The sequence below is a fragment of the Streptomyces oryzae genome (assembly GCF_017676365.1).
In the GTDB taxonomy this organism is placed as follows: Bacteria; Actinomycetota; Actinomycetes; order Streptomycetales; family Streptomycetaceae; genus Streptomyces; species Streptomyces oryzae.
Window position 1 is genome coordinate 1 of record NZ_JADKMA010000225.1, and the last position, 11,647, is coordinate 11,647.

Here is an 11,647-nt window from a genome sequence, read left to right on the forward strand (position 1 = left end):
CCCCGACCCCCGATCCCCCGGAATAGCAGTCGGGCGGGCCGCACGACCCGCCACCACCAAGGTTAATGGCCCGGGGCGCCGTGGCAAGGTGCCACCGAGGGCGGGGTGCCGTTCGGTGGTTCCCGGCCGGACTGTCTCCGGGCGGCCGAGTGCCCCCTGGGGGAGCACTCGATCCCGGACCTACCCTGTGTGGGTGAACACTGAAACTCCGTCCGCCGGTGATCTTCTCGTACGTATCGGCGGCATCGTCTTTCTCCTGGGCGCGGTGGCCACACTCGTCACGGTCGCACCGCTGTTCCTGGGCACCGACCCGTTCCCGGCGCCCGCGTACTTCGTCTGCATGCTGATGGCCCTGGGCTTCCTGCTGGCCGCCGCGGGCGTCGTCCGTACGGCGCTCGCCCAGCGCGCCCCGTAAGCGGCGCGGGTCTAGCCGCGGATGAACTCGGCGAACCAGGACGGAAACGCCGTCAGGTCGGGCAGCACCACATCGGCACCCGCCTCGGCCAGCGCAGCGCCATCACAGGGTCCGGTGGCGACCGCCACCGAGCTGGCGCCGGCCATCCGCGCACCCCGTACGTCGCCCACGTGGTCCCCGACGTACGCGGTGGCACCGTGCGCGGTCAGCGCCTCCGCCTTGCCCTCGGCCCACAGTTCGCCGACCAGCACGTCGGGGACGAGGCCGAGGTGGTCCAGGTGCAGCTTCGCGCTCGGCTGGTGCTTCGCGGTGACGACCAGCGTGCGCCCGCCCGCTGCCCGTACCGCCTCCAGCGCCTCACGGGCGCCCGGCAGCGCGGCACTCGGCTCGATGGCGTAGTCCGGGTAGAGGGCGCGATAGCGCTCGGCCATCGCCGGAATCTCCTCCTCCGGGAACCAGTACGCCATCTCCTGCACAAGCGGCGGCCCGAGCCGGCTGACGACCAGATCCGCGTCGATGGACACGCCTGTCTCCGCCGCCAGCCGCCGCCAGGTGGCGTGGATACCGGCGCGTGAGTCGATCAGCGTCATGTCGAGGTCGAAGCCGACGGTGGGACCGGCCGGACTGCTCGACGCCGACGCCGCGGAGGGGGACGGAGCACACGAAACCATGCCGGTCATTGTGCCTGGGCCTACGCCTTACACTGTGATCTGCCCCAGCACTTAGGTCTGCCTAACCTGCCGCCGTACAGCCTGATACCGCACAGCCCGATACCGCACCGATACCGGACCAATACCGCTCCGTCCGAGAAGGGGACCGATGCCTGCCGCCCCCGCACCCCGCTCCGCTTCCGCCGGGGCGCCGGCCGGAACGCCGGCCGGCGGTGGCGGTGCCGCGTCGGAGCGGCCCCGCAGGGCCGCCGTGGCGCGGAGGCTCGCGTGGCTCCTGGCGGGCGCGGTCGCACTCGCGGTGGCTGCGCTGCTCAGCCTGGCCCTCGGCAGCCGCCCCGTGCCGCTCTCCGCGGTGTGGGACGCACTGCTGCACGGCGGGCACAGCAACGCCGCCGAGGTCGTCCGCTCCCTGCGCGTGCCCCGCACCCTGGTCGGCGTCATGGTCGGCGCCGCGCTCGGGCTGGCCGGCACCGTCATGCAGGGCCTCACCCGCAATCCGATCGCCGAGCCCGGCATCCTCGGCGTCAGCCAGGGCGCCGCTGCCGGTGTGGTGTGTGCGATCGCCTTCGCGGGGGTGCACTCGCTCAGCGGCTATGTGTGGTTCGGCTTCGCGGGCGCGGGCGTCGCGGCGGTCGCCGTCTACGCCGTTGCCGCGCGCGGGCGCGGGGGCGCGACGCCCGTGAAGCTCGCGCTGTCCGGTGCGGCCGTCAACGCCCTGCTCGTCGCGGTCGTCTCCGGCATTCTGACGACGCGCGCCGCCGCGCTGGACGAGTTCCGGTTCTGGCAGGTCGGCTCGCTCTCGGACCGGGACGCTGCCATCGCGGGGCAGGTGTGGCCGTTCCTGGTGGCGGGCGCCCTGCTGGTGTTCTCCGTCTCCCGCGGTCTGGACGCGCTCGCGCTGGGCGACGACATGGCGCGCGGGCTCGGCCAACGGGTCGCGGCCGTACGGGTCGTGGGCGGGCTGGGGGCCACCGTGCTGACCGGCGCCGGAGTTGCCGCCGCCGGTCCGATCGCCTTCGTGGGGCTCGCCGTTCCGCACATGGCGCGCGCCCTGGTGGGGTCAGGGCACCGCTGGCTGCTGCCGATGGCGGCCCTGCTGGGCCCCGTCGTCCTGCTGGTGTCCGATGTGGCGGGGCGGCTCGTGATGCGGCCGGGGGAGGTTCCGGCGGGTGTGATGACGGCACTTGTGGGGGCGCCGTTCCTGGTGGCCCTGGTGCGACGGAGGGCGGTCGCCTCATGAGCGTCACCGGTTCAACAGGTAACGCTTCCACAGGGGTGTGGATATGAGCTCCCTCCCCACCGAGCCCGCCCGCGCTTCGGGGACTTCCGGCTCCGGGCGACCTGACCGGTCCGCCCGGTCTGACCGGTCCGCCCCGCCTGTCCGGCCTGCCGGATACGGCCTCGTACGGGCCCGGGACACCTCGTGGCTGCTGCACCGCCGGGCTGTGCTGGTCGCGGGCGCGCTGGCGGTCGCGCTGTTCGCCGCGGTCGTCGCCAACCTCACCCTCGGGGAGACCACCGTCCCGGTGACCGAGGTCGTGAAAGTCCTGTTCGGCCGGCCCTCCCCCGACGAACTGGTAGTGGGCACCCTGCGCATGCCGCGGCTGGCCGTCGGGCTGCTGGCGGGTGCGGCCTTCGGCGTCGCGGGTGCCCTCATCCAGACCGTGGCGCGCAATCCGCTCGCCAGCCCCGAGATCATCGGCGTCACGCACGGCGCTTCCGCGCTGACCGTCGGCGCGATGACGTACGGCATCACCTCGTACGCCACCCTGCCGTACCTGTCCACCGCCGGTGGCCTGGCCGCCGCCGCACTGGTGTACCTGTTCGCCTGGCGCGGCGGTACGCGTTCGGCCGGCGCGCGGCCGGGAGCGGGGCCCACCCGCTTCATCCTGATCGGCATCGGCATCTCGGTCGCGCTGCGCTCGCTCACCCAACTGTTCCTCACCAAGGGCGACTACCTGGTGGCGCAGCAGGCGAAGGTGTGGCTGACCGGCTCGCTGAACGGCCGCGGCTGGGACCAGGCGACACCGCTGAGCGTGGCACTGCTGGCCGTGCTGCCGTGCGTGATCTGGTCGGCGCGCGCCATGCGCACCGTGACGCTGGACGACGACACGGCGACGGCGCTCGGTGTGCGGCTGTCCCGTAACCGGCTGGTGCTCGTGGTCACCGGAGTCGTTCTCGCCTCCGTGGCGACAGGTGCGGCCGGGCCCGTCGATTTCGTGGCACTGCTGGCACCTCAGATCGCGCGCCGTCTGACACGTACCGCACAGATTCCGCTGCTCTCCTCGGCACTGCTGGGCGCTTTTGTGGTCACCCTTGGGGACCTGCTCGCGCGCAAACTGTTCGCACCCACGGAGCTGCCCGTAGGCGTACTCACGGCGGCAGTCGGCGCCCCGTATCTGATCTGGCTGATCATCCGTACCACCAGAGGGGCCGCACGATGAACACCACCGTCACCAGCCGGCTGACCGCGCGCGAGCTGACGCTCGGCTACGAGGAACGCACCGTCGTCGACGGGCTGGATCTGGAGATACCGGACGGCGAGGTCACCGTGGTCGTCGGGCCGAACGCGTGCGGAAAGTCGACCACCCTGAGGGCACTCGGCCGACTGCTGCGCCCACGTGCCGGTGCGGTGCTGCTGGACGGCGCGGACCTGTCCCGTATTCCGACGCGCACCATCGCGCAGTCCCTCGGGCTGCTGCCGCAGTCTCCGGTGGCTCCCGAGGCGATCACCGTCTCGGACCTGGTGGCGCGAGGCCGGCAGCCGCACCAGCGGTGGTGGCAGCAGTGGTCGCAGGAGGACGAACGGGCCGTCACAGAAGCGATGGAGCGCACCGATGTCACCGCGCTGTCCGACCGTCCGGTGGACGAACTGTCGGGCGGCCAGCGGCAGCGGGTATGGCTCGCCATGGCGCTCGCACAGGAGACGGATCTGCTGCTACTGGACGAACCGACGACGTACTTGGACATCGCGCACCAGGTGGAGGTGCTGGATCTGGTGCGACAGCTCGCCGCGCGCACTGCCGAGGGCGCACGCGGGCGCACCGTCGTGATGGTGCTGCACGACCTCAACCAGGCGGCCCGGTACGCCGATCACCTCGTCGCCATGAAGGACGGCCGCGTCGTCGCCCGCGGGCGGCCCGAGGAGATCGTCGACGCAGCCCTCGTACGCGAGGTGTTCGGGCTGGAGGCCGTCGTCGTGCCCTGCCCCGTCACCGGCGACCCGCTCGTCGTCCCGGGCGCCCCCTGGCAGCCGCAGCAGGCTCCGGCCCAGCAGCAGGCCGGCACCGCGGGATGTGGACCCGGCACGTTCGAACCCTCGACAGGAAGGCAGGGCCTCTGATGAAGGTCACCACAACCGCCGTGGGCACAGCACTCGCCCTCGCCTCGTCCCTCGCCCTGACCGGCTGCGGCTCGGACTCCGGTTCCGGCTCCGGCTCCGGAAAGGGCGCCAAGGGCGGTACGCACACCGTGCGGACCGCGAACGGCCCTGTGAAGGTGCCCGACAACCCCCAGCGCGTCGTCGTCCTGGACACGGCGGAGCTGGACTCCGCGATCACCTTGGGCGTCAAGCCGGTCGGCGCCACGACTGCTCAGCCAGGCCGGCCATTTCCCGGCTATCTCCCCAAGGGCGAACTGAAGGACGTCGAAAACGTCGGCGTCATCGCGCAGCCCGGCCTGGAGAAAATTGCCGCCCTGAAGCCGGATCTGATCCTCACCAACAAGGAGCGCGACGCCGGCCGTTACGACGAGCTGTCGAAAATCGCGCCCACGGTGATGACGAAAACCACTGGATACCCCTGGAAGGAGAACTTCCAGGTGCACGCGGACGCACTCGGCAAGAAGGCCGAGGCGAAGAAGGTACTGGCCGACTACACGGCCCACACCAAGAAGGTCACGAAGGCACTGGGCGGCAAGAAGAAGGCCGCCGGGATCGAGGCCGGCGTCATCCGCTTCCAGGAGGGCGCCGACACCCGCATCTACGGCGAGAAGGCGTACATCGCCACCATCCTGAAGGACGTCGGCCTCTCCCGCCCGCCGGTCGCCGCACGGGCCAAGGACTACGGCGGCCTGGCCATGGACGTCAGCCCGGAACAGGTCGACAAGGGCGACGCCGATGTCGTCTTCTACACGTCCTACGGCGACCCGGAGAAGTCGGGCGAGGCCAAGTCCGTCAAGAGCCCGCTGTGGAAGAACATGCGCGCCGTCAAGTCGGACCGTGCCTTCCACGTCGAGGACGAACTGTGGATCCAGGGCATCGGTTACACGGCCGCCGACAAGATCCTGGACGAAATGGAGTCGGATCTGACGAAATAGGGCACCGTTGCCCCGCACCGGCCTCCAGGGGCGGGCAGACCGGCCCCAGACCGGCCCCTGGAGATGCGGCTCAGGACGACGTCGGGGACTTGGTGGCGCTGGTGACCTGGCAGGAGTAGACCATCCGGTCGTTGGTGGAGTGCGACACATCCACGGTGGCCGTGCGGGTGCCGCCCGGAGAGACCGTCAGGGTCTTGAAGCGGGTGCCGATCGTCCGGGTCGCGATCGAGGAGTCGGGCGAGGAACCGACCTTGAACGTGACGGTGATGCTGTACTGGAACGCCTGGTCGGTGGAGGCGTTCTGGATCTCGACGTCGTAGCTCATCTGGCCGAGGGAACGGCTGTAGCGGCACCGCGAGCCGTCCACCTCGCCGATCGCGCTGGGGTTGTACGTGGGCGGCGAGGACGGTGTCGGCAGATCGCTGCTGCCGCTGGTGGAACCGCTGCTGTAGCCGCCCGAGCTGAGCCCGGGGGTGCTGGAGCTGCCCGGCGAGGGGATGGAGGGCCCGCTGGGCGCCGTGGGCAGGTCGTCGACGTCCCCCAGGCCGCCGAACGCCTTGTCCTTCGGGTCGTCGGCGCATCCGGACAGGACGGCCGTTGCGGCAAGGACGAAACTTGCGGCGCCGATGGCGCGACTGGCGCGACGTATACGCATGAGATCCCCCGTTGTGCGTGAGCGTTTGCACTGGAAAGCTGTTAAAGCTTGTACCGGAACGCCGTGCCCTTGTCATCGCAGTTGCCAGGCCATGACAGTCTCGAAGCACTGGACCGGCAGCGTAACCGACGCGGAACGTCTGCGGCTCGCGCCCCCGCGACGTCTTCCGCCCCTGCGCACCTTGGGTACCTTAGGCGCTCAGATCTCGGAAGATGCTTCACATACGGGGGAACGAGATGAGTCAGCCCTGGCAGCCGCAGCAACCCATGCAGCCCGCACCGCCCATGCAGCCGATGCAGCCCGCGCCGCCCATGGGGCCGCCCGGCTACCCGTACCAGCCCGGCTTCCCGCCGCAGCGCCAAGGCAGCGGCGCGAAGGCGTTCCTGCTCGGCTGGCTCCTCTCGGGCGTCGGCGCCACGGTGTTCGCCCTGCTGCTCCTCGCCAGCTATGAGGACCTGTCGAAGATCGGGCTGCGGGTCATGTACGTGGTCTTCACGCTGGTGCTCGCCCTCGCCGTCGGCGGGGTAGCGGGCAAGATGGGCGGGCCCAACCCCGGCGCGTACATCGCCCCGGCGCTGCTGGCGATGCTCGCCGCCTTCATGGGCACCTGCAACGGCTTCGTGATCGTGATCCTCAACGCCGGCGGCAGCGAGGCGTTCGAAGCGATGATGGAACACGAGCCCGGGGCTCCCGCCGAGTTCTGGTGGAAGGGCCTGAAGGGCGCCATCGCCCTCCTCGGCCTCGCCATCGCCGGCGGCGGCACCTTCGGCATGGCGAGCGTGGTCGGCAGACGCCGCTGAGGCTCTTGAGGTTTCGGGCCCACGGACCGGTGCCCCTGCCGGAGGTCAGCGCAAGGCCCGCACGGCGGTTCCCGGCGGGGTAGTGCTAGCCCCACCTGACAGTCGGGCCCTGACACCATCGCCCGCTGATCTCCGCGCTGGTTTTCTGGTGTGCGGCGGGGGCACCGGGCCCTCACGGACGCCGGGGCGGATGCCACGGGGAGGGGACGGACGATGCGTGTCCGTACACGAAGCGCGAAGCACACGGTTCGATGGGGAACGGCAGCGCTGACGGTGGCGGTACTGGCCGGGCTCACCGGAACCCAGCAAGCGGGCGCCGCCGAAACGCAGGCAGACGGCAAGCGGACAGGCTCGAGCTCCGGTGTGCTCCGCCACGATGTGGCGGCCGTCCGCGCGGCAGGGGGCGGCAAGGTCAAGGTGCTGGCCGAGGTCCGGGACGGCCGTAAAGCGGCACGGGCCAGAGCCGGTTCGGGCGAGCCGGTGCCATGGAACGCCCGCTTCCGCGCGGCGAGTACGACCAAGACCTTCACCGCAGTCGTTCTGCTGCAACTGGCCGACGAGGGAAAGCTGTCCCTGGACGACACGGTGGAGAAGTGGCTGCCGGGCGTGGTCAAGGGGAACGGCAACGACGGCTCCCGGATCACGGTCCGCGATCTGCTGCGACAGACGAGCGGGCTGTACGACTACGTGGACGATCCGGAACTGTCGGGCGTTCTCGAGGACTTCGACAAGTACCGCTACGACACCACCCCGGCGGCCTCCTACGTCGCCGTCGCCATGCGGCACAAGCCACTGTTCACCCCCCGCCCCGGCGAGACCCCGCGCTGGGCGTACTCGAACACCAACTATCTGCTCGCAGGCATGATCGCCGAGAAGGCAGGCAAGCTCCCCTGGAGGGAGCAGGTCGAGCACCGTGTGATCGCCCCGCTCGGGCTCCGCGCAACCCACGTCCCGGGCGCGAACCCGTATCTGCCGGGCCCGCACGCCCGGGTCATCCTTCCGATACCAGGCAAGGACGGCAAACCCCTCGATGTGACCGAGCACAGCCTCCAGCACACCGCCGACTCCGCGGTCATCAGCACCACCAGCGACCTCGACACCTTCTACCGCGCCCTGATGACCGGCAAGCTGCTGTCCAAGGGCCGCCTCGCCGAGATGAAGCAGACGGTGGAGCGGACCGACGACCCCGAGGACATCGCCGCCTGGCCCCAGGGCGGATACGGCCTCGGCCTGCGGGAGAACCCACTGTCCTGCGGCGGGAGCTACCGGCACCACGAGGGCGACGGCTTCGGCTCCTACACCCGCACCGGCGTCACCGAGGACGGCCGTCGCGCGGTCACCGTCTCCGTCACCAGCGACGGCGGCATACCCGACCAGATACGGCTCAACTCCGCCACCCGGAAGCTGGTCGACCACGCCCTGTGCGGCTCAAAGCGCTGAGCGGGCGGCACCCTCGCACAGCGGGCGACCGGCGTTGGCAGTGGCCTCCGCCTGCTGGTCATGGGCGGCCCAGACCGCCACTCCACCCACGAGCAGCACACCGGCCGCGAGAGCGGTGGACACCGTGGCCAGGAGGTGGGACGGGGTGACGCGCGAGGGAGCATCCGCCTGGCGCCCGCCGCTGAGGTGCCGGGAGTTGGTGAGATACCGGGCGTACAGCAGCACCGCGAGAACGGCCATCCCCGTGCCCGCGTAGGCCGTCACGAACTGCGCTCCCGACACATCGAGATAGCGGCAGGCGGAGGACATGTCGTGCTGGTGCTTGTTGGAGAGCCGCAGCGAATCCGCCGCACACACCACCGCGCCGACGGCGAGCACCGGCACAGCAATCGCTGTCCGCCACGCGGAGGAAGGAGAGGGGGACATGGTCACGGAGTCTGACACCCGCCCGTCGGCACCCGGAGCCGGGGCCCGGCTGGGCCCGGCCCGCCCCGGCCACAGCCCGGCCCCGACTCGGCCCTCGGGTCGTACTCGGCTCGGCGTGCCTCCCTCACCCCTGGGAGGGTTTTCTGGCCCGCCAGATCAGATAGAGGGCGCTGGCTATCGCCGCCACGCGCAGCAGAACCGGGAAGGCGTCGCCCATCGCCTCGCGCAGGGCGTCGCCGCCCTTGGCCAGGTGATCCCCCCACCGGTTGGTCGCGCGTCCCCACAGCCAGACGGCCATGCCCCCGAGCACCACACCGGGCATGCCCAGAGCCGCCCACTTGGCCTCGATGCGGCTCAGCTTCGGCGACCACCACGCCGCCAGCCACCCGACGGCCAGCGGGATGAGCGAGCCGATGACGGAGCCGGCCACCAGCAGGACTGCCGCGGTCCACTCGACCACGCCGCCCCGCCCACTGACTCCCTCTCCCTGCCCGCTGCCTTTTCCGCGCAGCAGGCGGCGTATCAGCAGCGCCGCGCCGAGTCCGGGCTTCCCCGCCGGGGCGGGGGCGGCCTCCGCCGCGGGGGCCTGCCCGGCCGGCTGGGGCGCGGCGGGGGCTGCCGGTGCGGTCGGCCCTTCCGGCCGGCCCTCCCCCTCCGCGGGCGGCGGCTTGAGGACCTCCGGCAGTTCGATGCCGCCCACGAAGCCGGGCACCGGCTCTCCTGCGGCAATGGCGTTGGTGCCGCCGGGTCCGGAGCCGAACGGACTCGGGTCGACGCGCCACCAGTCGGGGTCGGAATCCTCGGCACCCAACTCGTCGAGGCTCGCCAGATGCGGAGAGGAAGCACCGAAAGCCGCGGTCGGGGTGCCGGTACCGGTACCGGTGCGCTGGTTGGGGACGGACGGGCGGGAGGGCTCCGCCTCGGCCTCGCGCCGGGTACGCCCCTTGCTCGTACCGGCCGCGCTGTCCCCCGCGGGGGCCTCTTCGGAGGGCATCGGCGCTGCGGGGCGGGGGCTCTCCCCGCCGTTCGCGGAGGCCACCACCTCCTCGGGGCGGCCGATCCGGTTGAGGATCTTCTGCACGGCGGCCTTGGTCACCGCGCCGCCCTCCGCGGCCCGCGCCCGGTCGATCTCCCCACGCAAGCCGCCGACGAGCCGGGCCCGTTCGGCAGCGCTCATCCGCGTACTGTGCGCCAGATCCCCGACCCGGCTCAGATAGTCGAAGACAAGCTGATCGCTCTCGATCCCCACCAAGTCCCCGCAGCCCGCTAGCCCTTCAAGCCCTCCGCCAAGACCGTACCGCGCACCCCCACCCCAAAGGGAGTACACCGTGCCGACCACGCACCATGGCCCTCCCCCTCCCTCCCAGCAAGCGGTCATTCGGCTGGCGGCTGACAGGTGGCCTGGGCTTCCTCCCACAGGGTCTCGATGTGAGTGGCGAAACGGTCGAAGACCCCATCGCTCTCCAAGCGACGGAGGTGGAACGTCGGTGAGTCGTGGCCCAGCATTCCTGTCAGATGTGGGGTCACCAGCATTTGATCGTCCATGCGGAAGACGGACATGGCCAGGTGCCCCTCGGAGAAGCGGTGTTCGAGACCGTCGACGTCGCCCATCTTTTCCAGGGCGTCGAGAGTGATACGGATACGGGTTGAGATGGTGAGGGGTACGTCCTCGTTCTCCTCCCGAGCCTTCGTCGTGGGACTGTCGGGAGTACCCAGAAGGAAGCGGACCCGGCAGCCTGCCTCGCACTTGGTCTTAAGACGCTGGGCGAGGCGGGGCTGCTCCTGCCAGAGGAAGTAATTGGTGTACCCGCCGAAGAGGATGTCCCGTTCCGCTTTGTCGATCATTGCACTCCAGACCGACGTCGGGCAGGCATTCCGATAGGGGTAGACGCTGACGATCTCCCTGTCCGGCCCCACCTTCACAGTCGACTTGAATGCCTCGGGCCACAACATCTCTTCAGTCACCCCCGTTGGCGACGCGTCCCCGGATGCGGCACAACCTTGGGATTCGTGAGCCATGTGGAGACAGTCTTGGCCTGAACTCCCACTCTACGGGCCAAGGCGTGCACCTTTAGCCCCTTGGCGTCCATAGCGTGCTGAAGCGTGGTGTGCAAGGTCCGCCTCATACCTTTTTCTGTGTCTTTTCAGCTTATGGCGCTGACTGCGCCGCAGTCTCCAACTTCCAGTAGAAACCGCCCCTTTGCAGCCGTTGACTGGCAGCAACCAACCGGCAAGGCAGCAAAGGACTAAGTAGCTATGGAGCACAGGCGGGCACACCAACAGGCACCCGACCTGCGGCCGGACTGCGCGCCGGGAGAGCTGCGCTGTGAGGACTGCAACTGGTACCGCACGCAGATCAGGAGGGCGGCTTTCGATCCGAAGGGGCAGGCCGACCTGACCGCGCTGTTCGCGCGGCACCTCCATGCGAAGCATGACCCCGAGAAGCACCGGAGCCGACCGCTTCGGAGCGTTTGACATGTGGTCCGTGGGCCAGACCGCTCGCGATGCGAAGACCGGCAGGAACGGCGAGATCATCCAGATCAGCGGCCCGCCCCCGTTCATCTACTGGCTCGAATTGGAGAAGCCGCGAACGGTGGTACACCGCTACAGCACCCAGCTCCGGCCTGCCCTGACTCGGGCACACCGGGGAGCCTGACTCGCTCGCCGCCCTGCCGGGACGGCTCCCGCTCGGCGGGGGCGGCGAAGAGGGGGAGGTTTGCAGCGCGGCCGGTGGTGGGGGTGGGGGCCGCTACCGTTGGGAGGATGAGCAGTGAGCAGAAAGGGGGCTCTCCCTCTCAGCCGGCCGTACCGCCGGAGGCGTCGGCGTCCGGCCCTCGCACTCTCGCGGAGGACCTTCGCGCGCGGGACGACAGCGCGCTCGCCGCGCTGTTGCGTGCCCGGCCCGACCTCCTCTCCCCCGTCC

The 11,647-nt window shown here is 70.5% G+C and carries 13 protein-coding genes; 8 read left to right on the plus strand and 5 right to left on the minus strand.

The window, feature by feature from the left end:
- Nucleotides 1–187: 187 nt before the first annotated feature.
- Nucleotides 188–415 (plus strand): hypothetical protein, encoded by a 228-nt coding sequence (locus ITI46_RS30015; RefSeq protein ID WP_372452100.1) that lies wholly within the window; start codon nucleotides 188–190, stop codon nucleotides 413–415.
- 11 nt (nucleotides 416–426) lie between these two features.
- On the opposite strand, the gene ITI46_RS30020 is transcribed toward ITI46_RS30015, so the two are convergent.
- Entirely contained in the window at nucleotides 427–1,086 is a 660-nt protein-coding gene (locus ITI46_RS30020) for an HAD family hydrolase (RefSeq protein ID WP_247746809.1), read from the minus strand.
- Between the two features lie 148 nt (nucleotides 1,087–1,234).
- On the opposite strand from ITI46_RS30020, the gene ITI46_RS30025 reads away from it, so the two are divergent.
- Genes ITI46_RS30025 through ITI46_RS30040 form a run of 4 tightly spaced genes read left to right on the plus strand, consistent with a single transcriptional unit; the run spans nucleotide 1,235 to nucleotide 5,403 of the window.
- The gene (locus ITI46_RS30025) at nucleotides 1,235–2,326 is read left to right on the plus strand and encodes a FecCD family ABC transporter permease (RefSeq protein WP_209243079.1); all 1,092 of its coding nucleotides are present in this window, start codon (nucleotides 1,235–1,237) and stop codon (nucleotides 2,324–2,326) included.
- A gap of 43 nt (nucleotides 2,327–2,369) precedes the next feature.
- Nucleotides 2,370–3,530, plus strand: coding sequence for a FecCD family ABC transporter permease (locus ITI46_RS30030; RefSeq protein ID WP_209243080.1), 1,161 nt, complete (start codon nucleotides 2,370–2,372; stop codon nucleotides 3,528–3,530).
- Nucleotides 3,527–4,429 (plus strand): ABC transporter ATP-binding protein, encoded by a 903-nt coding sequence (locus ITI46_RS30035; protein ID WP_209243081.1) that lies wholly within the window; start codon nucleotides 3,527–3,529, stop codon nucleotides 4,427–4,429. The genes ITI46_RS30030 and ITI46_RS30035 overlap by 4 nt, the downstream gene beginning before the upstream one ends.
- On the plus strand, nucleotides 4,429–5,403 hold the full coding sequence (locus ITI46_RS30040) for an ABC transporter substrate-binding protein (protein ID WP_209243082.1): 975 nt from the start codon (nucleotides 4,429–4,431) through the stop codon (nucleotides 5,401–5,403). The genes ITI46_RS30035 and ITI46_RS30040 overlap by 1 nt, the downstream gene beginning before the upstream one ends.
- 70 nt (nucleotides 5,404–5,473) lie before the next feature.
- Here ITI46_RS30040 and ITI46_RS30045 read toward each other — a convergent pair whose 3' ends face one another.
- Nucleotides 5,474–6,058, minus strand: coding sequence for a hypothetical protein (locus ITI46_RS30045; RefSeq protein WP_209243083.1), 585 nt, complete (start codon nucleotides 6,056–6,058; stop codon nucleotides 5,474–5,476).
- A 236-nt stretch (nucleotides 6,059–6,294) separates the two neighbouring features.
- Here ITI46_RS30045 and ITI46_RS30050 point away from each other — a divergent pair, with 236 nt between their 5' ends.
- Both ITI46_RS30050 and ITI46_RS30055 read left to right on the plus strand, forming a co-directional pair.
- Nucleotides 6,295–6,858 (plus strand): hypothetical protein, encoded by a 564-nt coding sequence (locus ITI46_RS30050; protein ID WP_209243084.1) that lies wholly within the window; start codon nucleotides 6,295–6,297, stop codon nucleotides 6,856–6,858.
- Nucleotides 6,859–7,071: 213 nt separating this feature from the next.
- Complete coding sequence (locus ITI46_RS30055; RefSeq protein ID WP_209243085.1) at nucleotides 7,072–8,298, plus strand: serine hydrolase domain-containing protein; 1,227 nt, start codon at nucleotides 7,072–7,074, stop codon at nucleotides 8,296–8,298.
- Here ITI46_RS30055 and ITI46_RS30060 read toward each other — a convergent pair.
- The 3 genes from ITI46_RS30060 to ITI46_RS30070 all read right to left on the minus strand — a co-directional run bounded on the left by ITI46_RS30060 (nucleotide 8,287) and on the right by ITI46_RS30070 (nucleotide 10,743).
- Nucleotides 8,287–8,724, minus strand: coding sequence for a hypothetical protein (locus ITI46_RS30060; RefSeq protein WP_209243086.1), 438 nt, complete (start codon nucleotides 8,722–8,724; stop codon nucleotides 8,287–8,289). The two genes, ITI46_RS30055 and ITI46_RS30060, sit on opposite strands and share 12 nt — an antisense overlap.
- A gap of 124 nt (nucleotides 8,725–8,848) precedes the next feature.
- Entirely contained in the window at nucleotides 8,849–9,901 is a 1,053-nt protein-coding gene (locus ITI46_RS30065) for a hypothetical protein (protein WP_247746810.1), read from the minus strand.
- 197 nt (nucleotides 9,902–10,098) lie between these two features.
- On the minus strand, nucleotides 10,099–10,743 hold the full coding sequence (locus ITI46_RS30070; RefSeq protein ID WP_247746811.1) for a hypothetical protein: 645 nt from the start codon (nucleotides 10,741–10,743) through the stop codon (nucleotides 10,099–10,101).
- Nucleotides 10,744–11,200: 457 nt separating this feature from the next.
- On the opposite strand from ITI46_RS30070, the gene ITI46_RS30075 reads away from it, so the two are divergent.
- Nucleotides 11,201–11,380 carry a hypothetical protein gene (locus ITI46_RS30075; RefSeq protein WP_209243088.1) on the plus strand — a complete coding sequence of 60 codons (180 nt, stop codon included), beginning with the start codon at nucleotides 11,201–11,203 and terminating at the stop codon, nucleotides 11,378–11,380.
- Nucleotides 11,381–11,647 lie beyond the last annotated feature (267 nt).

Bases quoted from the DNA above. Each gene is read 5' to 3' on its own strand.
- ITI46_RS30070 (WP_247746811.1), bottom strand. From the start codon at position 10,743: ATGGCTCACGAATCCCAAGGTTGTGCCGCATCCGGGGACGCGTCGCCA.
- ITI46_RS30035 (WP_209243081.1), top strand. From the start codon at position 3,527: ATGAACACCACCGTCACCAGCCGGCTGACCGCGCGCGAGCTGACGCTC.
- ITI46_RS30055 (WP_209243085.1), top strand. From the start codon at position 7,072: ATGCGTGTCCGTACACGAAGCGCGAAGCACACGGTTCGATGGGGAACG.
- ITI46_RS30075 (WP_209243088.1), top strand. From the start codon at position 11,201: ATGTGGTCCGTGGGCCAGACCGCTCGCGATGCGAAGACCGGCAGGAAC.
- ITI46_RS30060 (WP_209243086.1), bottom strand. From the start codon at position 8,724: ATGTCCCCCTCTCCTTCCTCCGCGTGGCGGACAGCGATTGCTGTGCCG.
- ITI46_RS30045 (WP_209243083.1), bottom strand. From the start codon at position 6,058: ATGCGTATACGTCGCGCCAGTCGCGCCATCGGCGCCGCAAGTTTCGTC.
- ITI46_RS30065 (WP_247746810.1), bottom strand. From the start codon at position 9,901: ATGAGCGCTGCCGAACGGGCCCGGCTCGTCGGCGGCTTGCGTGGGGAG.
- ITI46_RS30020 (WP_247746809.1), bottom strand. From the start codon at position 1,086: ATGGTTTCGTGTGCTCCGTCCCCCTCCGCGGCGTCGGCGTCGAGCAGT.
- ITI46_RS30040 (WP_209243082.1), top strand. From the start codon at position 4,429: ATGAAGGTCACCACAACCGCCGTGGGCACAGCACTCGCCCTCGCCTCG.
- ITI46_RS30030 (WP_209243080.1), top strand. From the start codon at position 2,370: ATGAGCTCCCTCCCCACCGAGCCCGCCCGCGCTTCGGGGACTTCCGGC.
- ITI46_RS30050 (WP_209243084.1), top strand. From the start codon at position 6,295: ATGAGTCAGCCCTGGCAGCCGCAGCAACCCATGCAGCCCGCACCGCCC.
- ITI46_RS30025 (WP_209243079.1), top strand. From the start codon at position 1,235: ATGCCTGCCGCCCCCGCACCCCGCTCCGCTTCCGCCGGGGCGCCGGCC.